General features: G+C 66.5%; 22 protein-coding genes. 15 read left to right on the top strand and 7 right to left on the bottom strand.

Annotated elements, in window-relative coordinates; genetic code table 11:
• Positions 1 to 9: 9 nt before the first annotated feature.
• The gene (locus BT183_RS08830) at positions 10 to 1290 is read left to right on the top strand and encodes an acetyl-CoA C-acetyltransferase (RefSeq protein ID WP_072341094.1); all 1281 of its coding nucleotides are present in this window, start codon (positions 10 to 12) and stop codon (positions 1288 to 1290) included.
• A gap of 7 nt (positions 1291 to 1297) precedes the next feature.
• On the opposite strand, the gene BT183_RS08825 is transcribed toward BT183_RS08830, so the two are convergent.
• Positions 1298 to 1792, bottom strand: coding sequence for a response regulator (locus BT183_RS08825; RefSeq protein WP_072341092.1), 495 nt, complete (start codon positions 1790 to 1792; stop codon positions 1298 to 1300).
• Between the two features lie 189 nt (positions 1793 to 1981).
• On the opposite strand from BT183_RS08825, the gene ykgO reads away from it, so the two are divergent.
• On the top strand, positions 1982 to 2107 hold the full coding sequence (gene ykgO, locus BT183_RS08820; RefSeq protein WP_046136523.1) for a type B 50S ribosomal protein L36: 126 nt from the start codon (positions 1982 to 1984) through the stop codon (positions 2105 to 2107).
• Between the two features lie 1366 nt (positions 2108 to 3473).
• On the opposite strand, the gene BT183_RS08815 is transcribed toward ykgO, so the two are convergent.
• Entirely contained in the window at positions 3474 to 3734 is a 261-nt protein-coding gene (locus BT183_RS08815; protein ID WP_072341090.1) for a DUF2312 domain-containing protein, read from the bottom strand.
• Positions 3735 to 3936: 202 nt separating this feature from the next.
• Here BT183_RS08815 and BT183_RS08810 point away from each other — a divergent pair, with 202 nt between their 5' ends.
• The 3 genes from BT183_RS08810 to BT183_RS08800 all read left to right on the top strand — a co-directional run bounded on the left by BT183_RS08810 (position 3937) and on the right by BT183_RS08800 (position 7844).
• Positions 3937 to 4578: a DUF1036 domain-containing protein gene (locus tag BT183_RS08810; protein ID WP_072341088.1), complete on the top strand. Its 642-nt coding sequence runs from the start codon at positions 3937 to 3939 to the stop codon at positions 4576 to 4578.
• 317 nt (positions 4579 to 4895) lie between these two features.
• Positions 4896 to 6332 carry a pyruvate kinase gene (pyk, locus tag BT183_RS08805; RefSeq protein WP_072341085.1) on the top strand — a complete coding sequence of 479 codons (1437 nt, stop codon included), beginning with the start codon at positions 4896 to 4898 and terminating at the stop codon, positions 6330 to 6332.
• Between the two features lie 117 nt (positions 6333 to 6449).
• Positions 6450 to 7844, top strand: a complete 1395-nt coding sequence (locus tag BT183_RS08800) for a M20/M25/M40 family metallo-hydrolase (protein ID WP_072341082.1) — start codon at positions 6450 to 6452, stop codon at positions 7842 to 7844.
• A gap of 163 nt (positions 7845 to 8007) precedes the next feature.
• Here BT183_RS08800 and dxs read toward each other — a convergent pair whose 3' ends face one another.
• From dxs to BT183_RS08780, 4 genes are all read right to left on the bottom strand, one after another.
• Complete coding sequence (gene dxs / locus BT183_RS08795; protein ID WP_072341079.1) at positions 8008 to 9942, bottom strand: 1-deoxy-D-xylulose-5-phosphate synthase; 1935 nt, start codon at positions 9940 to 9942, stop codon at positions 8008 to 8010.
• Positions 9943 to 10046: 104 nt separating this feature from the next.
• Complete coding sequence (gene mepK / locus BT183_RS08790) at positions 10047 to 11720, bottom strand: peptidoglycan L,D-endopeptidase MepK (protein WP_244545267.1); 1674 nt, start codon at positions 11718 to 11720, stop codon at positions 10047 to 10049.
• Positions 11721 to 11948: 228 nt separating this feature from the next.
• Entirely contained in the window at positions 11949 to 13622 is a 1674-nt protein-coding gene (locus tag BT183_RS08785; protein ID WP_072341073.1) for a L,D-transpeptidase family protein, read from the bottom strand.
• Between the two features lie 129 nt (positions 13623 to 13751).
• Positions 13752 to 15308 (bottom strand): sigma-54-dependent transcriptional regulator, encoded by a 1557-nt coding sequence (locus BT183_RS08780; protein WP_143145713.1) that lies wholly within the window; start codon positions 15306 to 15308, stop codon positions 13752 to 13754.
• Positions 15309 to 15434: 126 nt separating this feature from the next.
• Here BT183_RS08780 and BT183_RS08775 point away from each other — a divergent pair, with 126 nt between their 5' ends.
• The 8 genes from BT183_RS08775 to BT183_RS08740 are packed head-to-tail and all read left to right on the top strand — an operon-like array spanning position 15435 to position 21750.
• Positions 15435 to 17267, top strand: a complete 1833-nt coding sequence (locus BT183_RS08775) for a M3 family oligoendopeptidase (RefSeq protein WP_084603358.1) — start codon at positions 15435 to 15437, stop codon at positions 17265 to 17267.
• A 23-nt stretch (positions 17268 to 17290) separates the two neighbouring features.
• Positions 17291 to 17449, top strand: a complete 159-nt coding sequence (locus BT183_RS08770; RefSeq protein WP_084603357.1) for an aa3-type cytochrome c oxidase subunit IV — start codon at positions 17291 to 17293, stop codon at positions 17447 to 17449.
• 54 nt (positions 17450 to 17503) lie between these two features.
• Positions 17504 to 18661: a Re/Si-specific NAD(P)(+) transhydrogenase subunit alpha gene (locus BT183_RS08765; RefSeq protein WP_072341822.1), complete on the top strand. Its 1158-nt coding sequence runs from the start codon at positions 17504 to 17506 to the stop codon at positions 18659 to 18661.
• A 10-nt stretch (positions 18662 to 18671) separates the two neighbouring features.
• Positions 18672 to 19037: a proton-translocating transhydrogenase family protein gene (locus BT183_RS08760; protein WP_084603356.1), complete on the top strand. Its 366-nt coding sequence runs from the start codon at positions 18672 to 18674 to the stop codon at positions 19035 to 19037.
• Positions 19038 to 19040: 3 nt separating this feature from the next.
• Positions 19041 to 19334, top strand: a complete 294-nt coding sequence (locus tag BT183_RS08755) for a hypothetical protein (RefSeq protein ID WP_072341065.1) — start codon at positions 19041 to 19043, stop codon at positions 19332 to 19334.
• Between the two features lie 38 nt (positions 19335 to 19372).
• A complete protein-coding gene (locus tag BT183_RS08750) occupies positions 19373 to 19693 on the top strand; it encodes a colicin immunity domain-containing protein (protein WP_177282454.1) in 321 nt (106 codons plus the stop codon).
• Between the two features lies 1 nt (position 19694).
• The gene (locus BT183_RS08745) at positions 19695 to 21098 is read left to right on the top strand and encodes an NAD(P)(+) transhydrogenase (Re/Si-specific) subunit beta (RefSeq protein ID WP_425290546.1); all 1404 of its coding nucleotides are present in this window, start codon (positions 19695 to 19697) and stop codon (positions 21096 to 21098) included.
• A 34-nt stretch (positions 21099 to 21132) separates the two neighbouring features.
• Positions 21133 to 21750, top strand: coding sequence for a LysE family translocator (locus BT183_RS08740; protein ID WP_072341059.1), 618 nt, complete (start codon positions 21133 to 21135; stop codon positions 21748 to 21750).
• On the opposite strand, the gene soxR is transcribed toward BT183_RS08740, so the two are convergent.
• Entirely contained in the window at positions 21736 to 22188 is a 453-nt protein-coding gene (gene soxR, locus BT183_RS08735; protein ID WP_072341056.1) for a redox-sensitive transcriptional activator SoxR, read from the bottom strand. The genes BT183_RS08740 and soxR overlap by 15 nt on opposite strands.
• A gap of 78 nt (positions 22189 to 22266) precedes the next feature.
• On the opposite strand from soxR, the gene BT183_RS08730 reads away from it, so the two are divergent.
• The gene (locus BT183_RS08730; RefSeq protein WP_072341053.1) at positions 22267 to 22842 is read left to right on the top strand and encodes an NADPH-dependent FMN reductase; all 576 of its coding nucleotides are present in this window, start codon (positions 22267 to 22269) and stop codon (positions 22840 to 22842) included.
• An 81-nt stretch (positions 22843 to 22923) separates the two neighbouring features.
• Positions 22924 to 23574 (top strand): DsbA family oxidoreductase, encoded by a 651-nt coding sequence (locus BT183_RS08725; protein WP_177282453.1) that lies wholly within the window; start codon positions 22924 to 22926, stop codon positions 23572 to 23574.
• Positions 23575 to 23593 lie beyond the last annotated feature (19 nt).

Below are 23593 nucleotides of genomic sequence, written 5' to 3'. Positions count from 1 at the left end.
GAGATCGCCATGGCTGAGTTACGCAGGGTCGCCATTATCGGCTCCTCCCGTATCCCGTTCTGCCGCGCCCATACCGCCTATGGGCGCGAAACCAACCTCTCGATGCTCGCACGCGCGCTTGCGGGATTAGGTGAGAAACACGCACTTTCAGGTGCCAAAATCGATGAAGTCGTGGCCGGAGCCGTGTTGGCCCATACGCGCGACTTCAACCTCGCCCGCGAGGCGCTTCTCGACGCCGGATTTTCGCCCTCCACCCCCGGCACCAATCTTCAGATCGCCTGCGGCACATCCTTGCAGGCAGCGCTGATGCTGGGCAGCAAGATCGCCTCGGGCGAGATCGAGAGCGGCATCGCGGCCGGCTCCGACACCGTCTCGGACAGCCCGGTCGTGTTCTCGGACCGCTTCGCCCATCGCATGATCGCGCTGTCGCGCTCGCGGACGGCCAAGGAGCGGCTCGAGACGTTCAAGGGGTTCTCCTTCGGCGAGGTCAAGCCCGTAGCGCCGACGGCCGGCGAGCCTCGGACCGGCCTCTCGATGGGCGAACATTGCGAACTGATGGCCAGGCAATGGGGCATCACCCGCGAGGCGCAGGACCAGCTGGCGCTGCGCAGCCATCTCAACGCGGCGCGCGCCTATGACGAAGGCTTCCACGACGACCTCGTGGTGCCCCATGCCGGGGTGCTCAAGGACAACAATGTGCGAGCCGATTCGACGCTGGAGAAGATGGCGAGCCTCAAGCCCGCTTTCGATCGCCAATCGGGGCAGGGTACGCTGACGGCAGCCAATTCCACCCCGCTGACCGATGGCGCTGCCGCCGTGCTGCTGGCTTCCGAAGACTGGGCGCGGCAACGCGGCCTGCCGGTTCTGGCCTATCTCACCATGGGGCGGGTGGCGGCCAATGATTTCGCCCATGGCGACGGGCTGTTGATGGCCCCCACCATCGCGGTCTCCGAGCTTCTGGCCCGGGCCGGTCTCGGCTTCGACGATATCGACTTCTTTGAGCTCCACGAGGCCTTCGCGGCGCAGGTGCTGTGCACACTCAGGGCCTGGGAAGACCCTGACTATTGCCGCACGGTTCTGGGGCGCGAGACACCCATGGGTGCCATTCCGGTCGAAAAGATCAACGTCAAGGGCTCGAGCCTTGCCTATGGCCATCCCTTCGCGGCGACTGGGGCGCGCATTCTCGGGCTCACCGCCAAGCTGCTGCAGGCTGAGCAGAAGCAGCGGGCGCTGATCTCGGTCTGCACCGCCGGCGGCATGGGCGTGGCGGCCTTGGTCGAACGCGCCTGAAGCAAGGTCAGTCGGGCTTGGGCGCCCGACGCTCCTCGCCCTCGGGACCTTGTTCCCGCCGACGCCGGTCCGGCCCGACATAGGCCGGGCTTTCCACGAAGTCGCGCGGGCGGCTGACGATGGAGACGAGCCGCGTGCGCAGGTGGTCGGTCGCGAAGGGCTTGCGCAGGAATTCGGTGACGCCCGCATCTCGCGCCGCGATGATGTTGGCCGTATCGGGCGCCGAGGACATCATGATCACCGCGGCCTGGCGCGAGGGCGAATCGGTGGAGCCCCGCAACCCCTTTACGAAGCCCACCCCGCCGATCGGCGGAGTAGCATCATCAATGATGATCACATCGAAGGCCCGGGTCTGCACCAGCCGGCCGGCCGACTTGGCATCGGCGCAATCCTGGATCAGCCGGATGCGCAGCGTGCGCAGCATGGAGGCCACCAGCGAGGCCATCTGCGGGGAAGGCTCGACGATCAGCACGCTGAGGCGTTCGATGGACGGTGTGGACATGGGCACCCGCGGTTTTGAGACAACGCTAGGGCGGGGGTGTTTCGAGACGGTTAATCGGCGCGCGCCATTGGCTTGGAAAGCGCCGGAAACAGGCGGCCGAGCGTTGACAGGAGGCCGGTTTGCCCGTATCAGTCCGGCCAATCCCTGAGGGCGCGTCGCGCCTCTTTTTGTTCGTATTGAGGTTCGACGATGAAAGTCCGGAATTCGCTCAAGGCACTGATGACCCGTCACCGTGCCAACAAGCTCGTCCGCCGTCGCGGGCGTGTCTACATCATCAACAAGGTCGACAAGCGCTACAAGGCCCGCCAGGGCTGATCGGCCGCATCGGCTAAGACATGCAAAAGGCCCGCTTCGGCGGGCCTTTTTGTTTTGGGGGGCGGAGGTCACCGATTTCGGGGGGGGGCGGTGGTAAGCCCCACCAAGTCGGTCCTGCGAAAGCTGTAGCCTCTGTTGACTGGATCTGCATCGGAAACGGAGGTTCCCGCTTGCGCAGGAACGACCGTGAAATGCGAGGAGTCTTGTGCCCGGTCCTCGTCCTTCGAGACGCCCCTGCGGGGCTCCTCAGGATGAGGACCTTTGTGAATTTTGGGAGAGACCTCATGGTGAGGAGCCTCGAAGAGGCGTCTCGAACCACGAGGTCGGGAGCACGGTTCTGGTCCCACCCACCGGGTCATTCCGCGAAAGCGGAAATCCAGTAGCGATCTCAGTGACATACGGAATTTCGTGCCTGCGGCTAAGGCCCCCTCACCCGGCGCTGACGCGCCGACCTCTCACCCGAAGGGAGAGGTGAAGAGAGGTATCATGCCCGGTAGCCTGCCGGAACTGTCTCGACTCCGGAGGCTCGCGCCACCTTACCTCTCCCTTTGGGGGAGAGGTCGGCCGAAGGCCGGGTGAGGGGGCCTTGCGATCTTGCGTGGGGCAAGGCCCCCTTACCTTGGCCCTCTCCTCCAAAGGGAGAGGGGACGGTGGAGCCGAGTCATCTGTGCCCGGCCCTCGTCCTTCGAGACGCCCCTGCGGGGCTCCTCAGGATGAGGACCTTTGTGAATTTTGGAAGCGACCTCATGGTGAGGAGACTCGAAGAGGCGTCTCGAACCACGAGGTCGGGAGCACGGTGCTAGACGCCTCCCCACCGGTTCATTCCCGCGAAAGCGGGAATCCAGTAGCGATCTCAGTGACATACGGAATTTCGTGCCTGTGGCCACGGCCCCCTCACCCGGCGCTGACGCGCCGACCTCTCCCCCGAAGGGAGAGGTGAAGAGAGGTGTCATGCCCGGTAGCCTGCCGGAACTGTCTCGACTCCGGAGGCTCGCGCCCACCTTACCTCTCCCTTTGGGGGAGAGGTCGGCCGAAGGCCGGGTGAGGGAGCCTCGCGATCTCGCGTGGGGCAAGGCCCCCTCACCCTGGCCCTCTCCTCCAAAGGGAGAGGGACGATGGAGCCGAGGCATCTGCGCCCGGCCCTCGTCCTTCGAGACGCCCCTGCGGGCTCCTCAGGATGAGGACCTTTGTGAATTTTGGGAGAGACCTCATGGTCAGGAGCCTCGAAGAGGCGTCTCGAACCACGAGGGCGGGAGCACGGTTCTGGTCCCACCCCGGTCGGCCCTGCTCTCGCAGGGATGACCGGGGTGGGAAAGTAAGAAGGCGGGCAGCGTCATGCCCACCCGTCCTCCGGTCAAATCACGCCTCAGCGCTCGGGCGGGGCGGCCTGCATGCCGAGGGCGGCGAGGTAGAGTTCGAGGATGGCCTCCTGCTCCATGCGCTCGTTGTGGTCCTGCTTGCGGATGCGGATGATCTGCCGCAGGACCTTGGTGTCGAAGCCGTTGCCCTTGGCCTCAGCGTAGATTTCCTTGATATCCTCAGCAATGGCGGCTTTTTCTTCCTCCATGCGCTCGATCCGCTCGACGAAGGCCCTCAGCTGGTCCTGTGCAACGCTATCGGTATCCATGGCTACTCCTTGCTCTGGGCGTCCTAGATTGTGGGGTCCTTGAACCCTAAGGCGAGGGCGGGTTCAAGGCCGGGGACGCGAATCATTGCGTCCTCTTCACCCCCATTTCCGACAAAAGCGTTCGTTACCCGTTGACACTCCCCGCCGTGCCCGCGAAAACGCTGGCGTCGGGATGATCAACGAGCCTCGACCGGACCTGAGCGTGCGCCCACTCCTTATCCTTTCAGCCGTTTCCGTCGCGATCCTGGCGACACTTTCGACCTGGTTCTTCATGAGCCGTTCGCCCGCCCCGGTGAATGCGGCGCAACCCCAGGTGATCGTCGCGCAGGCCAGCGTGCCCGCTCCGGCCGCCGATGCGGCATCGCCGCAGGCGCCTGCGGCCGCAAACCAGCCGATCCAGGCCGATTCCACCGATGGCAGCTTCCGCGTCTGCAACCAGACGGGTAATCCGGTATCGATCGCCTTCGGCTATCGGGCCGAGCGCGGCTGGCAATCGGAAGGGTGGTGGGTCGCGGGCCCCGGCGAATGCCAGACCGTCTATAATGGCCGGCTGGATGCACGCTACTACTATGTGTACGCAGCCGATGACATCGGCGGCGGCTCGTGGGACGGGCAGGTGTACATGTGCACCCGCGACGAGACTTTCACCATATTCGGGGTTGAGGATTGTCTGGCGCGCGGCTACGAACGAACAGGGTTCTTCGAGGTCGACACGCAGAACCGAAGCAACTGGATGCTGCAACTGACCGAGCCGTCAGCATCGGGCGCCACCGTCTCTGCGGGAGACGAGGATGTTCCGATGGAAGACGGGATCGGGCCGGATGACGAGGGGGCGGCGGACTAGAGCGTTTCCAGCAGAACCGGCAGCGGTTCTGCGATTGGGAACGGCGACCAGACGAGGCGCTGGGGCCTATCGCCATCCCGACAGGGCGGTGAAAAGGCTCCCGGCATCTCCGGAACGGAGAGACGACGCCGTCGCTCCGGACGCGTGTCGTGACGAGGACCGTAACCGTTTCCGGGCGGGCTGATCCGTCGATCCCGGGAACTTCAAGACCAGAAAAGCACGATATTTCCGCATCAGAACGGAAGGTCTGCACCAATAACAGCGGGCCCGGCCCCTCTTGCCGGCAGCCCAGTCGAACCGGGAAGGCGCACCAATCCATGAAACGCTCGAGACGCGTGAAGATCGTCGCGACCCTCGGACCGGCTTCGCAGGACGAGAAGACCATCGAGGATCTCGCCCGCGCCGGTGCCGATGTGTTCCGCATCAACATGAGCCATGCCAGCCATGAGCTCCTCGCCCAGACCGTCAACCGCATCCGCGCGGTCGAGACGCGGCTGGGGCATCCGCTGGGGGTGCTGGTCGACCTGCAGGGCCCCAAGCTGCGCATCGGGCGCTTCGCCGAAGGCAGCATCCAGCTGGCCGCCGGCGCCCGCTTCACGCTCGACAGCTCCGACGCGCCGGGCACCGTCGATCGCGTGTTCATGCCCCATCCCGAAATCATCGAATCGGTGGGCGTGGGCGACCGGCTGCTGCTCGACGACGGCAAGCTGCAGCTGCGCACCGTGAAGGTCGGTGGCGGGGCCATCGAGACCGAGGTGATCTATGGCGGCAAGCTCAGCGATCGCAAGGGCGTCAGCCTGCCCGATACGCTGCTGGCCATGGGCTCGCTCACCGAGAAGGACCATGCGGACCTGCTCAAGGCGCTCGAGAACGAGGCCGACTGGATCGCGGTGAGCTTCGTGCAGCGCCCCGAGGATATCATCGATATCCGCAAGGTGGTGCAGGGCCGCGCCGGCGTGATGGCCAAGATCGAGAAGCCCCAGGCCGTCGAGCGGCTCGAGGAGATCATCAAGCTGTGCGATGCCTTCATGGTGGCGCGCGGCGATCTGGGTGTCGAGCTGCCGCTCGAGACCGTGCCGGGCCTGCAAAAGCGCATGATCCGCGTGGCGCGCCGCTATGGCAAGCCGGTGGTGGTGGCCACCCAGATGCTGGAATCGATGATTTCCTCGCCCGTGCCGACCCGCGCCGAAGTGTCGGACGTGTCGATCGCGGTGTTCGAGGGCGCCGACGCCGTGATGCTCTCGGCCGAAAGCGCCTCCGGCCAGTATCCGGTCGAAGCTGTGACCATGATGAGCAAGGTGGCGAGCGCGGTCGAGACCGACATCAACTATCGCGGCATCATTCGCGCCCAGGCCACCGAGCCCGAGGCGACGGCCGCCGACGCGATCTCCGCCGCCACGCGGCAGGTCGCCGAAACGCTCGATCTGGCGGCCATCGTCACTTATACCTCGTCGGGCTCGACGGCCATCCGCGCGGCGCGCGAGCGGCCCTCCAAGCCCATCCTCGCGCTCTCGCCGAATTTGCGCACCGTGCGCCGGCTTTCGGTGGTGTGGGGCGTCCATTGCGTCGAAACCCAGGATGCGGTGAACCTCGAGGACATGGTCGATCGCGCCTGCGTCATCGCCTATCAGGAGGGCTTCGCCCGCCCGGGCGACCGCATCGCCATCACCGCCGGCGTGCCGCTCGGCACCCCCGGCGCCACCAACATGCTGCGCATCGCCTTCGTGCGGCAGGATGGCGCCGGCTCGTCGTGAGCCTCTGATTTGTGTCCGGACCTCGTCCTTCGACAGGCTCAGGATGAGGTCCTCACAACGTTCCGCACCCCTCATGGTGAGCCTGTCGCGCCATGGGGGCCTCTTCCGGAGTTCCCCATGTCCGCCGCCGTCGATCCCGTCCTCGCACATGTCGATGCCCATATCGGGGAGAGCCTCGAGCGCCTGATGGCGCTGGTGCGCATTCCTTCGATCTCGACCGACCCGGCCTATGCGGCCCAGTGCACCAAGGCCGGCCAGTGGCTCGTCGATGATCTGGCGGGGCAGGGCTATGATGCCTCGCTGCGCCAGACCGCGGGGCACCCGATGGTGGTGGCCCATGACAAGGGCGCGACCTCGGGCCCGCATGTGCTGTTTTATGGCCATTACGACGTGCAGCCGGTCGACCCCATCGGCCTCTGGAGCTCGGACCCGTTCGAACCGGCGCTGCGCGAGGGGCCCGATGGCGAGAAGGAAATCACCGGTCGCGGCACCTCGGATGACAAGGGGCAGCTCTTGACCTTCGTCGAGGCCTGCCGCGCGTGGAAGGCCGTGCACGGCACGCTGCCTTTGCGCGTCACCTTCCTCTTCGAGGGTGAGGAGGAGAGCGGCAGCCCGAGCCTTTTGCCCTTCCTCGATGCCACCGGCGACGAACTGCGTGCCGATGTCGCGCTGGTTTGCGACACCGACATGTGGGGACCCGACACACCCTCGATCAATTCGATGCTGCGCGGGCTGGTGGGCGAGGAACTCACCATCACCTGCGCCGACAAGGACCTGCATTCGGGTATGTTCGGCTCGGCGGCCCGCAACCCCAACCAGGTTCTGGCCGAGATCATCGCCAGCCTGCGGAACCCCGATGGCAGCGTCGCCATCGAGGGCTTTTACGACGATGTCGCCGAAGTGCCGGCGGCGGTTGCCGAGCAGTGGCGCAATCTGGGGTTCAGCGAAGCCGGCTATCTCGGCAGCGTGGGGCTCAAGACGCCGGCGGGGGAGGCCGGACGCAGCGTGCTCGAGCAGATCTGGTCGCGCCCGACCTGCGAGATCAACGGCATGTGGGGCGGCTATACCGGGGATGGCTTCAAGACGGTGATTCCGTCCAAGGCCTCCGCCAAGATTTCCTTCCGCCTCGTTTCGGGGCAGGATCCGGTCAAGATCCGCGCCGCCTTCCGCGCCCATGTCGAAGCCCGGCTGCCCGCCGACTGCACGGTCAGTTTCAAGCCCCATGGCGGCTCGCCGGCCATCACCGTGCCGGTCGATGGCCCCTATCTCGCCCCGGCGCTTGCGGCGCTTACCGATGAGTGGAACAAGCCGGCTGTGGTTGTCGGCTCAGGCGGCTCGATCCCCGTGGTGGGCGAATTCAAGCGCCGGCTGGGCATGGATACGCTGCTGATCGGCTTTGCCCGCATCGACGACCGCATTCATTCGCCCAACGAGAAGTACAACCTCAAGAGCTTCCACAAGGGCATCCGCTCCTGGGTGCGGGTGCTCGATGCGCTCGCGGCGGTGAAGTAGCGGTTCTGATCGCGCTTATGCTGGCGGCGGGGGCTCTGCTTCTGCCGCCGGAGCGCCCGGGCGACGCTCTGCGCGTCGCCACACTTACATCTATAGCTTTTTCGTCGCGTTTTCGGACGGCGGACCGGTACCCAGTTCGCCTGGAAACGCTCTAGGCCGTCTGTCAGTCGCGGCCGGCGTTGAGGATGCGCATGGCCTCGGCTTCGTTGCCGAGCGCGCGCAGCACCGTGGCGACGATGCCGTTGCGGTCGAGATGGTCCTCGCCATACATGCCATCGACCGAGCCCTGCTCGGCATAGCGATCCCCGATCATCATCGGGCGGAAGCGCAGATGGCCCGAATCGAGCAGGCCATTGGCGGCGAGATAGGTGGCCACATGGCTGCTGAAGCCGCCGATGCTGCCTTCCTCGACGGTCAGCAGCACCTCATGCTCGGCGGCGAGCCGGCGGATCAGCACCTCGTCGAGCGGCTTCATGAAGCGCGCATCGGCAATGGTGGGGTTGAGCCCGAAAGCAGCGAGCCGCTCGGCGGCGGCCAGAACTTCGCCCAGTCGCGTGCCATAGGACAGGATGGCGACAGTCGAGCCCTCGCGCAGGATGCGGCCTTTGCCAATGGGCAGCACCAGCCCACGCTCGGGCATCTCGACGCCGAGCCCGTCGCCACGCGGATAGCGGAACGCGATGGGGCCCTGATCATAGGCGGCGGCGGTGGCCACCATGTGCTTGAGTTCGGCCTCGTCGCCGGCCGCCATCAGCACCATGCCGGGGATGGCGCCAAGATAGGCCGAATCATAATTGCCGGCATGGGTGGGGCCATCCGCCCCGACATGGCCGGCGCGATCGATGGCAAAGCGCACGGGCAGGCCCTGCAGAGCCACGTCGTGCACCACCTGGTCATAGGCGCGCTGGAGGAAGGTGGAGTAGATCGCAACGAAGGGCTTGAGCCCCTCGCAGGCGAGCCCTGCCGCAAAGGTGACCGCATGCTGTTCGGCGATGCCGACATCGAAGGTGCGGGTTGGGAAGTGCTCGGCGAACTTGTCGAGCCCGGTGCCCGACGGCATGGCGGCTGTGACCGCCACGATGCGCTCGTCCTCGCGCGCCTCGGTGATGAGGCTCTGGGCAAAGACCGAGGTGTAGGAAGGGGCGTTCGAGGGCGCCTTGGCCTGCGCCCCGGTGATGACGTTGAACTTGTTGACGCCGTGATATTTGTCGGCGGCCGCTTCGGCCGGGCCGTAGCCCTTGCCCTTCTTGGTGATGGCGTGGACGAGGATCGGCCCTTCCTCGGCATCGCGGACGTTCTCGAGCACCGGGATCAGGTGGTCGAGATTGTGCCCGTCGATGGGGCCGACATAGTAGAAGCCGAGCTCTTCAAAGAGCGTGCCGCCGGTGAAGAAGCCGCGCGTGAATTCCTCGGCGCGGCGCGCCGGCTCGTGGAAAATCGGGGGCAGGGCCTTGGCGATCTGCTTGGCGGTGTGGCGCAGGCCGCGATAGGTGGGGCCCGAGACGAGCTTGGCCAGATGGGCGCGCATGGCGCCGGTGGGTGCGGCAATCGACATATCGTTGTCGTTGAGCACCACGATGAGCCGCGCATCCATGGCGCCGGCATTGTTCATCGCCTCATAGGCCATGCCGGCGGTGATGGCGCCATCGCCGATGACGGCGACGACATTGCGCTTCTTGCCGGAAAGCTGTGCGCCCACGGCCATGCCCAGGCCGGCGGAAATGGAGGTCGAGGAATGGGCGGCGCCGAAGGGATCGTATTCGCTTTCGACGCGGCGGGTGAAGCCGGAGAGCCCGTTCTTCTGGCGCAGGGTGCGGATGCGGTCGCGACGCCCCGTGAGCACCTTGTGGGGGTAGGCCTGGTGGCCGACGTCCCAGATCAGCCGATCCTCGGGGGTGTCGAACACGGCGTGCAGCGCGACGGTGAGCTCGATGACGCCGAGCCCGGCGCCCAGATGCCCGCCGGTGACCGACACGGCGTCGATGACCTCGGTGCGCAACTCGTCCGCGACCTGTTTGAGCTCTTCGCGGCTCAGGCCCTTGAGGTCTGCAGGATAGCTGACCTTGTCGAGCAGTGGCGTCTTTGGTTTATCCGACACGGCAGCCCCTCGAAACGGCAGGGGACACTCCCCTCAAGCTCTGCTACGGCAGAGCACCTTGCTTGGTTTAGAGAGGCCCGCGAGCCATTGCAACCGCGCCGGTCTCAGCGGATTGCGAGAAACTGGGGAGTGTTGCCCACGAAGCGATCCGAGACCGGGAGCGGGGTGGTCTCCGGCACGAAGCCGAAACTGGCGGTGCGCGGGCCCAGTTCCGTGGCCTTGTCGAGATACCCCTCGGCATCATAGAGCACGGCGAAATGCCCGTCCGACATCAAGACCGGATGGACGAGGGTCTCGTTGACATGGTCGACTTCGGGCGCGATCAGCGTCACCGGGCGGGTCTGGAGGCTGGCAACGGGCCTGCGGCGCTCGACGAGCGATTGCAGGGCGACGCTCATCTGGTCGGGAGCGCCGACCCGGCTCACGGCCGACCAGGTCGTATCGAAGAGGCCCTTGACCGCATCGATGGCCGAAGAACCGATCGAAGCTGTGCGGATGGAATCGATGCCGATCTCGGGGGCGGATACGGGCGACAGCACGGGAGCGCGCGGCACGCTGGCGGGGCGTGCGGCAGCGGCAGTCTCGCGCTCGATCAGCATGCGCAGGGCGCGCTGGGCATCGGGATCCTGCGCCATGGGCGGCGCATAGGCGGCCATGAGACCCTCGGCGGACCCGGGCGGGGACGCCGTGGCGCCACCAAAGGCGGCCACCGCGGTCACGGCGCTTTCGCGCGGCAAGGGCGCGCGGGTCGCGAGCATCATGGTTGAGGATTTGCGGGCCGGGACGGGGGCCACGAGGGCCGTGACCATCACGGCGGGCGTCGTATCGGGCGCAACCTCGTCGTCACGCAAGGCGGCGCGCTGGGCGGGCAGGGGCGCAGGGATGGGCGCGGCGATGGCAACCGTCTGCACGCTGCGCTGCGCCGGCTCCTGGGCGGCGACTTCGGCAACCACGGGCTGGGCCGGCTGCTGCTGGCCATTGCCGAACAGCATGCTGGCAAGCGTGCGGCTGGGTCGCGCGGGAACGGGCGGTTCGCCCGAGGATGCAAGCATGGTGGTGGCGGGGCGCGCGGCGCCGCTGCACGGCACCATGCGGCACTTGTTCCACTCGGCTTCGGCATAGCGCCGGCCTTCGTTGGAGAGCGGCTTGCCATCGGTGGGCAGGTGCAGGGTGCGGCCATCGGGGAAGACGGATTTAAGCTGGGCCCGCGTCATCCGCGGCCAGGCGCGGACGGTGCCGGTATCGAGATGCACGAAGGGGCTGCCCGAGGTGGGGTAATAGCCGACGCCGCCGACCTGGCGGCGCATCGCGGCCTCGCGCAGGCGGTTGAGCGGCACGCCGGGGATGAAGAAATCCATGGCATGGCCGCGCATGTGCTGGGAATTTTCGGCCACGCCCGAGGATTTGGAGCGCAGCATCTCGTTGGTCTTGGGCGAGCGATAGGCCGAGACGATGTGGATGGGCTGGCTGCCCCGCACATCCTGATAGACTTCCCAGATGAGATCGAAGAGCGCCGGATCCATCTTGGCCGGCTCGTTGCGGCGCCAGTCGCGCAGGAACTGGTTGAGCTGGCCCAGGACCTTCTGGTCATACTGGCCATTGCGGCGGAAGGTGAAGGTGCCGGTCTCGCGGGTATGGGTGTAATAGAAGGTCAGTGTCCGGTCGCCGGAAGCGGCCAGAGCCGCGCCGGTTACGACGAGCAGCGACATCATCGCTGCCATCGCCAGAGCCAGAAGGCGCAAAGGCCTCGTGATCGCGTCGCTTGTTCTGCCCGTCACGCCCCAGAACCCGTTCGTGGTTGGTCCGATCGCGCCAGCCTAGACCCAAGTCCATTACGGACCCTTAACGCTGACGGAACGGCCAGACCCGGCAGCGTGAAACGCCACCCTCGCGCAAATGTGTAGGCAAAAAACGGGGCCGAACCAAGGCCTTTCGAACGAACGACCCGGCGGTAGACATGTGTATCCACCACCGGGTCGCCTCAGATCACGAAGAACAGCGGCCGATCAGGCTTCGAGCAGCTCGATGACGCGCTTGTTGGCGCCATAGACGTCGCCATAGGAGCGGATGGTGCCATCGGCGTCGACACGCAGGGTGAAATAGCTCAGATGCACCGGCACGCGCGTCTTGAGGTTCACCCAGCGCTCGTTGGGGCCATACATGGCTTCGAGCCGCGCGGCGCTCATCTCGGGCTCGTTGGCGAGCAGGGCATCGGCGAACTGCATCGGGTTTTCCACACGCACGCAGCCATGGCTGTAGGCGCGGAAGGAGCGCGCGAACAGCGACTTGGACGGGGTATCGTGCAGATAGACGTCGTGCTGGTTGGGGAAGAGGAATTTCACCGCCCCCAGCGCGTTGCTCGGGCCCGGCCGCTGCCGGATGTGGAAGCGGTTGACATTGGTGCTGCGCCAGTCGATCGCCGCCGCGTTGATCACCTGGCCGCCATAGAGCATCTCCATGTTCTGGCTGTCTAGGTAATAGGGATTGGCGGCGAGCTTGGGCGCGATCTCGTTGCGGGCGATGGAGGCGGGCACGTTCCAGTAGGGATTGACCACGATGTGGCGGATCATGTCCGAGAACACCGGGGTCTGGTGCTTGGGCGTGCCGACCACCACGCGGGTGGTGTAGTGCACCTGATCGCGGTTGATGATCGCGAGGCGGAACTCGGGAATGTTGACGAAGACGTGGAAATCCCCGAACGCGTCGGGCTCCCAGCGCCAGCGCTCCATGTTGGCGACGATGTCTTCGCGCGTCGTGGCCGTGCCGCCATTGAGCGCGGCAACGGTGGCCGGCCCGATGACGCCATCGACGGTGAGGCCCAGGCCTTCCTGGAAGGCGCGGACGGCGGCGACCAGCGGCTCGTCATAAGTGAAGTCGGGGGCGGCGGCTGTGCCGGCCGTTTCCGGAATGTCGGGCTCGGGCACATCGAGCCGCTGGCGCAGGAGCGTGACGCGCTCGTCGCGCATGCCGGGCTTGAGCAGCGGACCCTCGGGGATCTTTACGGCTTCATCGACGACGCTGCCGTCGTAGAAGCGGGCGAGCGCCTCGCGCAGGCGGACGAACTCGCGGTGCTTGGGCGAAAGATCGCGCAGGATCTGGTCGGGCGTGTCGCTTTCGGCCAGCCGGATCAGCAAATCCGCCTCATCGATGCGCTTGGGCGTGATGGTCCAGACCGAACTCACATCGGTGGGCTTGAGGCGGCCGGCATAGGCGTGCTGGCCATAAAGCGTGGCGGCGGCCGAGAATGCGGTTTCGAGCGCGGCGAGCCGTGCGGGATCGGTGCCGGCGGCGGCGATGTCGAGCGCGGGGGTGAGATAGTCGGAGGGGCGGAAGCCCTCGAACGTTGCCTTTTCGAACAGCGCGATGACCTTGCTGGCATTGTCCGAGAAGCGGATGGTGCCGCTCTCGTCCTCCGAGAGCCAGAGGGGCTCGAAGCCGCGCGCGCCATAGAAGAAATAGAGCTTCTGGGCCTGTTCATAGCCCGGCGCATCCTTGGGCGTGCCGTGATAGGCGGCGGAGAGGCCGGCCCGGATGAGGCGGGCCAGTTCGGTGCGCGGCGGCGCGATCACCACGCGGGTGGCCTCGACGCCTGCGACCTTCACGACTTCCTGGCCGGAGGCGAGGGTCGCCGGCGCGATGAAGGCCGTACCGATGAGAAGGGCTGCCTTGCGTCTGTTCATTCGAAACTCCGGCCTTTGCGGATACTTTGAATGGAATCCGCGCGATGATTTCGGCTTAGCGTAGAAAGTTTAACGCTGACAATTGCTCACCGTTTTGTGAGCCTGCTCTGTGTCCAAGGTGCAACGGGGTCAGGCGGCATCGGCCGCCCAGCCGCCATCGATGCCATAGTCGCGCAGCTTGCGATAAAGGGTCGATCGGCCAATGCCGAGCGTGCGCGCCACTTTCGACATGTGGCCGGCGTGACGCTCGAGGGCAAAGACGATCAGCTCGCGCTCGATTTGGGCAAGGCTCGCAAGCGTGCCATCCGCGCCGATGAAGCGGTCGGACATGGCGGGTGCGGTCCCGGTTGCAGAGATCTCCGCTGTTTCGATGCTCGAGAGGATGGCAGCATCGATATGAACGGGCGCTGAAGGCCGTGCCGCCTCCGACAGATGCTGGGCAGCTGCAGCCGGCCCCCGCAGGAGCCGGAGAAGCGCAGGAAAATCGGCGGGCCGCAGCCTTTCGCCTTCGCTGATCGCAACGGCACGGGCGACGTGCCGCAAGAGCTCGGCGACATTGCCGGGCCAGTCATGCGCCATCAGCAGCGCCTCGGCGTCGGCGGTGAGCCCGCGCAGGATGCGGCCCTCTTCGGCGCCGATGCGGCGGGCGGCAGTCTCGGCCAGGGCGAGGATGTCGCCCGGCCTCTGGCGCAGAGGGGGCAGATAGACCGGCATGAGGTTGAGCCGGTTGTAGAGATCCTCGCGCAGCGTGCCCAGCCGGGCGAGATTGAGCAGCCGGCGGCGCGTGGTGGCGATGATCCGCGTATTCGGCCGATCCGGACGCTGGCCGGCCGGGGCGGCGTTGCCCGTGGCAAGATAGGTCGCGAGCCGGGCCTGCGCCGCAAGCGGCAGGCGGGCGATATCCTCGATGATGAGCGTGCCGCCATGGGCGGCGCGCAAGAGGCCGCGCGCGTCGGACCCGGCGGCGGTGCTGCCAAAAAGGGCGTCTTCCATGCGCTCGGGAGCGATGGTGGTAAGCGACAGCGCCAGGCACTGCCGGCCGGCGCGATCGCTCTGTCCGTGAAGGGCGCGGGCGACGAGGCTCTTGCCGGTGCCGGCCTCGCCTTCGAGCAGCACCGGCAGCCCCGAGCGGGCCGCCTTGCCAAGCTGGGCGATGACGCGGCGCATGGCCGGATCGACGCTTTCGACGCGGGAGAGGTCACATTCGCCGCCGCTGCGATGACGCTCGGCTTCGAGCTGGCGGCGGAGGGCGGCGTGGGCGAGCGCGGTATCGATCGACATTTCGAGCCGCTCGGGCACCACCGGCTTGGCGAGATAGTCGATTGCCCCGCGCTGGCGCGCCGTCGCGATGACGTCGCGGCTCGGGTGGCCGCTGAGCACGATGACGGGCAGGGAGGCCCCGTGCCGCGAGAGGGCATCGAGAACGGCCATGCCGTCGCGCTCGGGCATCACCAGATCGAGCAGCATAAGGGCAAGGTCGCCATCCTGCGCGATCAGCGCGAGCGCTTCGTCGCCGCCCTGAGCAGGGATGGCCTCATGGCCGAGCGCTGCGACGAGGGCGGAGAGGTGGAGACGCTGGGCGTGATCGTCATCGACGACGAGGATGCGGGCCATGGAAGATTGCTGTAGCGGGTCGTGGATGGTCGGGATGGGGCCAGGCGAATCGCCCGTGCCGTTCTGGGTCACTTTCGGGCCCTCGGGTTAAGCCTCCTTTAACCCTGCGGCCTTTCGCCAATCGGGGCGCGCATGCTTGTCGCTCGGGGGCGGGCTGGCTATGGTCCGCGCGTTGACGAGTGGAGCCCGATAGTCCCGATGATCGATTTTCCCCGCATGGCGGCCGACGCTGCGCCCGCCGCCGATCCGTCGCCGGAGCTGGGCGCCCTGCCGCGCTGGAACCTCGATGATCTCTACACAGGCCCCGAGGCGCCCGAGCGGATCGCCGACCTCGACTGGGCCCGGGCCGAGGCCAAGGCCTTCGCCTCCGACTATCAGGGCAAGCTCGAGACGCTGACGCGGGAGGGCCGGCTGATCGAGGCGATCCGTCGCACCGAGGCGCTGGGCGAAAAGACCGGGCGCATCGGCTCCTACTCCTATCTCTACTATGTGCAGAACACCGCCGACCCCGATCGCGCCAAATTCCTCGGCGACATGGGCGAGGCGCTGACCGAGCTCTCCTCGGGCCTCATCTTCTTCGAGCTCGAACTCAACCGGATCGATGATGGCGTGCTCGAAGCGGCCTTTGCCGCCGACCCCGAACTGGCGCGCTACCGCCCCTGGTTCGCCGAGCTGCGCAAGGCCAAGCGCTATCAGCTCGAAGACCGGGTGGAGCAGCTTTTCCACGACAAGTCCGTCTCGGGCGCCACGGCATGGAACCGGCTCTTCGATGACACGATGGCGAGCCTCAAATTCGAGGTCGACAACCAGACGCTGGGGCTCGAGGGGACGCTGAACCTTCTCACCGACAAGCGCGAGGCCAAGCGCGAAGCGGCGTTCCATGGGCTCTCCAAGACGCTGGGCGCCAATGCCCGGCTCTTTACCCACATCACCAATGTGCTGGCCAAGGACAAGGAAATCTCGGATCGCTGGCGCGGTTTCGAGGATATCGCCGACAGCCGGCACCTGGCCAATTCGGTCGAGCGCGAGGTGGTGGATGCGCTCGAAAAGGCCGTGCAGGAGGCCCATCCGCGCCTCTCGCACCGCTATTACGCCATGAAGGCCAAGTGGTTCGGCAAGGAGACGCTGAACGCCTGGGATCGCAACGCCCCCCTGCCCACCAGCGATGACCGGGTGTTCGACTGGGCGAGCGCGCGCGACACGGTGATGGAGGCCTATTCGGCCTTTTCGCCCGAACTGGCCAAGGTCGCCGAGCCGTTTTTCGCGAAGGGCTGGATCGATGCGCCGGTGACCGAGGGCAAGGGGCCGGGCGCCTTCGCCCACCCCACCGTGCCATCGGTGCACCCCTATCTGATGCTCAATTACCTCGGCAAACCGCGCGATGTGATGACGCTGGCCCATGAGCTGGGCCATGGCGTGCACCAGGTGCTCGCCGGGCCGCAGGGGCCGCTGATGGCGCCGACGCCCCTGACGCTGGCCGAAACCGCGAGCGTCTTTGGCGAGATGCTGACCTTCCGCTCCATGCTCGACAAGACCACCGACAAGCGGCTGCGCTTTGCCATGCTGTCGAGCAAGGTGGAGGACATGCTCAACACCGTGGTGCGGCAGATTGCCTTCTACAGTTTCGAGCGCAAGGTGCATGCGGCGCGCCGCAAGGGCGAGCTCAAGACCGAGGATCTCAACCGCTTCTGGCTCGAGGTGCAGGCCCAGAGCCTGGGGCCGGCGATCACCCTCAACGAGGGTTATGAAGTGTTCTGGGCCTATATCCCGCACTTCATCCACTCCCCCTTCTACGTCTACGCCTATGCGTTCGGGGACTGCCTTGTGAACTCCCTCTACGCGCAGTATGAGACGGCCAGCGAGGGGTTCGCGGAGCGCTATCTCGACCTTCTGCGTGCAGGAGGCAGCAAGCATCACTCCGAACTGCTCAAGCCCTTCGGCCTCGATGCCCGCGACCCGGGCTTCTGGTCGCTGGGGCTGGGTATGGTCGAAAGGCTGATTGACGAGCTGGCCGCAACCGCTCCATCCTGACACTCGATTGAACTGAGGACCCAATGGCAAAGATGCCGCACGCCGCCGCCGATACCCAGCCGCCCGCCATGGACTATCCCATGATCGAGCGGACCTATTCGGGTTTCATGGTGTTCCTGAAGTGGAGCATCATCAGTGTCGCTGTCCTGCTGGTGGTTTTGTATTTCCTGATCATCGCCTGATCGGCCGGGCAGGGCGCCCGGGCTGAACTGGTGACAACCGGCCTGGGGGCGCCGATGAAGATTGCCGTGCTGCGCGAGCGCGCCGAGGGGGAAACCCGCGTCGCCGCCACGCCTGAGACCGTGACCAAATTCGCCACTCTGGGGGCGAGCGTCAGCATCGAAGCCGGTGCGGGCGAGGGGGCACGCATACCCGATGCGGCCTTCGCCGCCGCCGGTGCGACCATCGTGCCGAGCGCGGCCGAAGCACTGGCGGGCGCCGCCATCGTGCTCGGCGTGCGGCGGCCGCGGCTGGCCGAACTTGCGGGCGTGGCGCCGGGCGCGCTCGTCATCGGCATCATGGACCCCTATGGTAACGAGGCCGACGTGGCGGCCATCGGGCGCAGCGGCGCCGTTGCGGTGGCGATGGAATTCATGCCCCGCATCACCCGTGCACAGGTGATGGACGTGCTCTCGAGCCAGGCGAACCTCGCCGGTTACCAGGCGGTGATCGATGCCGCCGCCGCCTTCGACCGCGCCATGCCGATGATGATGACGGCCGCCGGCACCGTGCGGCCCGCCAAGGTCTTCGTGATGGGGGCGGGCGTTGCCGGCCTCCAGGCCATCGCGACGGCCAAGCGGCTCGGTGCCGTGGTTTCGGCCAATGACGTGCGCCCCGCCGCCAAGGAGCAGGTCGAAAGCCTCGGGGGCAAGTTCATCGCCGTCGAGGACGAGGAATTCAAGCAGGCCGAGACGGCCGGCGGCTACGCCAAGCAGATGTCGGCCGCCTATCAGCAGAAGCAGGCGGAACTGACGGCCGCGCATATCGCCAAGCAGGACATCGTCATCACCACCGCGCTCATTCCGGGGCGTCCGGCGCCACGGCTGATCACGCGCGCCATGGTGGAAAGCATGCAGCCGGGTTCGGTGATCATCGATCTGGCGGCCGAGCGCGGCGGCAATTGCGAGCTGACCGTGCCCGGTTCGGTGGTCGAAGTGGGTGGCGTGACCATCGTGGGGCACCGCAACGTGCCGGGTCGGCTCGCCACCAGCGCCAGCCAGCTTTATGCGCGCAACCTCCTCGCCTTCGTCGAGACGCTGATCGACAAGAAGGCCAAGGCACTCGCGATCAACTGGGATGACGAGCTCGTCAAGGCGACGGTCCTGACGCGCGACGGCCTCGTGGTCCACCCCAACATCAAGGTCGATCCGGCCCCTGCCGGCACCGCAGCCTAGGACGCCCGTCATGGACAGCACTGCAGCCGCTCATGCCGCCGATACGACGGCAGCGATCGCCGCCGCCGCGACAGGCGGGGCCATCGATCCCTTCATCTTCCGCCTCGCGATCTTCGTGCTCGCGATCTTCGTGGGGTATTACGTCGTGTGGTCGGTGACCCCGGCGCTGCATACTCCGCTGATGAGCGTGACCAACGCGATCTCCTCGGTGATCGTGGTGGGTGCGCTCTTGGCAGTGGGCGTGTCGCTGGCCGGCGATTCGAGCTGGCTTTCCAAGCTCTTCGGTTTCATCGCGCTGATCTTTGCGAGCGTGAATATCTTCGGGGGGTTCCTCGTCACGCAACGCATGCTGGCGATGTATCGCAAGAAGGGCTGAGCCATGCGCGACATGCTGCCGCCGCTCTTCCAGATCCTCACCGGGCTGATCTTCTTCATCGTGCTGGTGGTGGGCACGGTGGGCCGGCCTTCAATCCGCAGCCTTTCGGGCCGGCTCACCGCCTTCTCGCTGATCGCGCTGGCTGTTTCGGCCTTCGCGCTGTCGCAGGCCACGGGCGCAACGAGCCTCGGGGCGGGCGCCGAGATGTTCATGGTGGCGGGCGGCGGGGTGCTGGTTGCGGGACTTCTGGTCGCCGCCGGGCTCCTGCTGCGGGGCCGGGGCGAGGCTGGGCCCTGATGCTGCCGGCGCCGGACAAGCAGCCCTGGGAGCGCCTGATGCAGGCGCTGCTCGATGGTGAGATGGACGGGCCGCAGTTTCAGGATGAATTTCTGGCGGCCAGCCGGGACGCCACCGCGCGGGGGGAACGCGTTCCTTACGCTGCCGACCTGATGTTTTACGAGGTGGACGCCTATTGCGCCGATCCAGCGCTGAGGGGCGAGAACGACCTCGACGAGGCGGGCCTGCGCGATGCAGCCCGACGGTTGATCACACGGCTCGACGAGCCTTGGCCGAAGCTGCCGAGGACGCCGAGCGACGAACAGATACTCGAGAATTTCCGCAGGGCTGCCGACAGGCTCTTGCGCAGGGGGAAATGAGATGATCTCGGCCGATATCGCAGCGCTGCTCTACCTCGTATCGGGCGTGCTCTTCATCCTGGCGCTGCGCGGGCTTTCGAGCCCGGCCTCGGCGCGGCAGGGCAACCGCTTCGGCATGATTGGCATGGCCATCGCCATGGTGACGACGCTGGCCGTGGCCGGCCCCCGCGACCTCGTGTCCTGGGCGCTGATCATCGGCGGGCTTGCCATCGGTGGCGGCATCGGGGCGGTGCTGGCGCGGCGGGTGAAGATGACCGACATGCCGCAGCTGGTGGCGGCGTTCCACTCGCTGGTCGGTCTCGCGGCGGTGTTCGTGGCGGCGGCGGCGCTCTATGCGCCCGAGGCCTTCGGCATCGGCTCGACCGGCCATATCCACATGCAGGCGATCATCGAGATGAGCCTTGGCGTGGCGATCGGCGCCTTCACCTTCACCGGTTCGGTCATCGCCTTCCTCAAGCTCGATGGTCGCATGTCGGGCAAGCCGATCATCCTGCCGGGCCGTCACATGATCCATCTGGGTCTGGGCGCCGTGCTGCTGGTGCTGGTCTATCTCTTCGCGGTGACCGCCGACCCGGTCTGGTTCTGGCTCATCACCATCGTCGCGCTGGTGCTGGGCGGGCTGATGATCATCCCCATCGGCGGCGCCGACATGCCGGTGGTGGTCTCGATGCTCAACTCCTATTCGGGCTGGGCGGCGGCGGGCATCGGCTTCACGTTGGGCAATACGGCGCTGATCATCACGGGCGCGCTGGTGGGGTCCTCGGGCGCCATCTTGTCCTACATCATGTGCAAGGCGATGAACCGCAGCTTCATCTCCGTGATCCTGGGCGGCTTCGGCGCCGAGGTCGCTTCGGCATCGGGCGAAGAAGAAACCCGGCCGGTCAAGCAGGGCTCGGCCGATGACGCCGCCTTCATGATGAAGAATGCCGGCAAGGTCATCATCGTGCCCGGCTATGGCATGGCGGTGGCGCAGGCCCAGCACGCGCTGCGTGAAATGGCCGACCTGCTCAAGAAGGAAGGCATCACGGTCAAATATGCCATCCATCCGGTAGCTGGCCGTATGCCCGGGCACATGAACGTGCTGCTGGCCGAAGCCAACGTGCCCTATGAGGAAGTCTTCGAGCTCGAGGACATCAACTCCGAGTTTGCCCAGTCCGACATCGCCTTCGTCATCGGCGCCAATGACGTGACCAACCCGGCGGCCAAGACCGACAAGACCTCGCCGATCTACGGCATGCCGGTCCTGAACGTCGAGGATGCCGGCACCGTGCTCTTCATCAAGCGCGGCATGGCGGCTGGTTATGCCGGCGTGCAGAACGAATTGTTCTTCCGCGACAACACCATGATGCTCTTCGGTGACGCCAAGAAGGTGACCGAGGAGATCGTCAAGGCCATGGCGCACTGACACCGGGCGCCGAGCGCCCGGCCGGCCCGGCCCGATGCCCGACACCTCCACCCTCCTGGCGTTTGCAGCGACGGCGATTGCAATCGAGCTGACGCCGGGCCCCAACATGGCCTATCTCGCCATCGTATCGGCGGCGCGCGGACCCCGGCCGGGTCTCGCCGCCGTCGCAGGTGTCGCTCTCGGGCTGACGCTCCTCGCTGCCATCGTCGGTCTGGGGCTTGGCCCCCTGATCATGGAGAACCGCCTGCTCTATCAGGGGTTGCGGTGGGGCGGGGTGGCGTATCTGTTCTGGCTCGCGTGGGAAGCCTGGAGGGATGCCCGGCGCCCGCTGGACGAGGATGCCGGCGGCAGCCTCATGCGCTTTTTCCGCCGCGGGCTGATCAGCAATCTGCTCAACCCCAAGGCGGCGCTGTTTTATCTCACCGTGCTGCCCGGCTTCACCGACCCCACACGCGCCATCCGCTCGGAGACGGCGGTGCTCAGTCTCATCTTCGTCGCGGTTGCGACGGCGATCCATGCCGGCGTGGTGCTGGGCGCAGGCAGCCTGCAACCGCTGCTGACGCAGGCCGGGCCGCGTCGGCGCATGGGCCTGATCTTTGCGGGCCTGCTGGTCGTCGTGGCAGGCTGGCTGGCCTGGTCAACCCGGGGCTGAACCGCCTGCCAGCAGCCATCGCGGCCCCGGCCCCTCATTGGCGAGACGATCGTCGCCATTGCGGATGGGGCAGCTTTCGAGTGACAGGCAGCCGCAGCCGATGCAGTCGCCCAGGCCATCGCGCAGCTTCTGCAACTGGGCGATGCGGCGATCGAGATCGGCCGCCCAGCGCTGCGACAGGGCGATCCAGTCATCGCGCGTCGGCGTACGAGCATCAGGCAGCGCGGCCAGCGCTGCCCCGATTTCCGCCAGCGGAATACCGACCTCCTGCGCCACGCGGATGATGGAGACCCGACGCAGCACATCGCGATCAAAGCGGCGCTGGTTGCCTTTGGTGCGGTGGCTGCGGATCAGCCCGCGCGATTCGTAAAAATGCAGCGTCGAGACGGGAACGCCGCTGCGCTGTGCCACCTCGCCCACCGACAATTCCCTCGGCATGGTGAGAAACCCCTTGACCTCAACATTAGTTGAGGTTGTAACGGAAGCGCCGAAGCAAGGCAATTCAAAGGATTATCCATGCCCGACCGGCTCAGGCTCGCCCTCATCATCGGAACGACGGGAGAGGGCCGCTTCGGCGACGTGCTGGGCCGCTGGCTTGCCGGGGAAGCCCAGCAGAGCGGGCTCTTCGATGTGAGGGTGATGGGGCTCAACCCGCCCGATTCGCTGCCGATCCAGGGCCGCTGGGATCTCTCAGTCGAAGGCGTCGCGGCATTCCGCGATCAACTGGCCGAGGCCGATGCCTTCCTTGTCGTGACGCCGGAATACAATCACGGCTATCCAGCCGGGCTCAAGCATGCCATCGACCAGACGGTGCGGGAATGGGCGGCCAAGCCGGTGGCCTTCGCCTCCTATGGCGGGATGTCTGGCGGCTTGCGGGCGGTGGAGCAATTGCGGCAGGTGTTCGTCGAGATGCATGCGGTCAACGTGCGGGAGGGCTTGAGCTTTCACGGGTCGAGCCGCACCTTCGGCGAGGACGGGCAACCGCTGGATCTGGCTGCGACCAGGGCTGCCGCGCAGGTGATGTTCGAGCGCATGGCGTGGTGGGGCAGGGCATTGAAGGCGGCGCGGGGCGAGGCGCCCTATTGGGGCTGAGCGTAGCCGGAAACACCGGTGTGCCTCCTTGCGAAGCCGTCTCATGGCACCCATGTGCCGCGCTGCAACCCGGAGAATAGTGTGGCCACGTCCCTGAAAATCGACGTTTTTACCGATATCGTTTGCCCCTGGTGCCTCGTGGGATCGGCCCGGCTCGATCAGGCCATCGCTCGGCTCGGGCCGGATGTGACGGTGGATATCGAGAACCACCCCTTCTATCTCGACCCCAACGCGCCGGCCGAGGGCGTGGTGGTGGCCGACATGCTCCGCCAGAAGTATGGACGTGAGCCTAAGGAGATGTGGGAGCGGGTCGAAGGTGAGGCCCGGGCGACGGGTATCGCGCTCGATCTTTCCAAGCAGCCGCGGGCCTATCCCACTGCCAGGGCTCATACGCTCATCCGGGCCGCGCGGGCCAAGGGCACCCAGCATGGGTTGGCGACGGCGATCACCGAGGCCTATTTTCTCGAGCATCGCCAGATCAATGACCCCGATATCCTCGCCGAGATTGCAATCCGCTTCGGCTTTGACCGGCAGGAGGCGCTGCAGGTCGTCGGCGATGCCGATGCGCTGGGCGAAACCGAGGATCTGGCGCTCGACGCGGCGCGGCAGGGGATCAACGGGGTGCCGTTCTTCATCTTCCAGCGGCGGCTCGCCATGTCCGGCTGCCAGCCGGCCGATGTCTTCGACCAGGCGCTGGCCCGCGCCCTTCAAGAGAGCGTGCCCGCCGCCTGAGAGCCCTTCCCACGTCCAC

Origin of the sequence: Devosia enhydra, assembly GCF_900119845.1 — a bacterium.
GTDB lineage: Bacteria > Pseudomonadota > Alphaproteobacteria > Rhizobiales > Devosiaceae > FPKU01.
Note: the sequence above shows the minus strand (reverse complement) of the source record. Positions and strands in the feature narration are given on the sequence as shown.

Coding starts and splice junctions, on each gene's coding strand:
- BT183_RS08800 (WP_072341082.1), top strand. CDS start 6,450: ATGTCCGCCGCCGTCGATCCCGTCCTCGCACATGTCGATGCCCATATC.
- BT183_RS08770 (WP_084603357.1), top strand. CDS start 17,291: ATGGCAAAGATGCCGCACGCCGCCGCCGATACCCAGCCGCCCGCCATG.
- BT183_RS08825 (WP_072341092.1), bottom strand. CDS start 1,792: ATGTCCACACCGTCCATCGAACGCCTCAGCGTGCTGATCGTCGAGCCT.
- BT183_RS08765 (WP_072341822.1), top strand. CDS start 17,504: ATGAAGATTGCCGTGCTGCGCGAGCGCGCCGAGGGGGAAACCCGCGTC.
- BT183_RS08755 (WP_072341065.1), top strand. CDS start 19,041: ATGCGCGACATGCTGCCGCCGCTCTTCCAGATCCTCACCGGGCTGATC.
- BT183_RS08760 (WP_084603356.1), top strand. CDS start 18,672: ATGGACAGCACTGCAGCCGCTCATGCCGCCGATACGACGGCAGCGATC.
- BT183_RS08775 (WP_084603358.1), top strand. CDS start 15,435: ATGATCGATTTTCCCCGCATGGCGGCCGACGCTGCGCCCGCCGCCGAT.
- BT183_RS08785 (WP_072341073.1), bottom strand. CDS start 13,622: ATGAACAGACGCAAGGCAGCCCTTCTCATCGGTACGGCCTTCATCGCG.
- pyk (WP_072341085.1), top strand. CDS start 4,896: ATGAAACGCTCGAGACGCGTGAAGATCGTCGCGACCCTCGGACCGGCT.
- soxR (WP_072341056.1), bottom strand. CDS start 22,188: ATGCCGAGGGAATTGTCGGTGGGCGAGGTGGCACAGCGCAGCGGCGTT.
- BT183_RS08750 (WP_177282454.1), top strand. CDS start 19,373: ATGCAGGCGCTGCTCGATGGTGAGATGGACGGGCCGCAGTTTCAGGAT.
- BT183_RS08830 (WP_072341094.1), top strand. CDS start 10: ATGGCTGAGTTACGCAGGGTCGCCATTATCGGCTCCTCCCGTATCCCG.
- BT183_RS08740 (WP_072341059.1), top strand. CDS start 21,133: ATGCCCGACACCTCCACCCTCCTGGCGTTTGCAGCGACGGCGATTGCA.
- BT183_RS08730 (WP_072341053.1), top strand. CDS start 22,267: ATGCCCGACCGGCTCAGGCTCGCCCTCATCATCGGAACGACGGGAGAG.
- ykgO (WP_046136523.1), top strand. CDS start 1,982: ATGAAAGTCCGGAATTCGCTCAAGGCACTGATGACCCGTCACCGTGCC.
- BT183_RS08745 (WP_425290546.1), top strand. CDS start 19,695: ATGATCTCGGCCGATATCGCAGCGCTGCTCTACCTCGTATCGGGCGTG.
- BT183_RS08815 (WP_072341090.1), bottom strand. CDS start 3,734: ATGGATACCGATAGCGTTGCACAGGACCAGCTGAGGGCCTTCGTCGAG.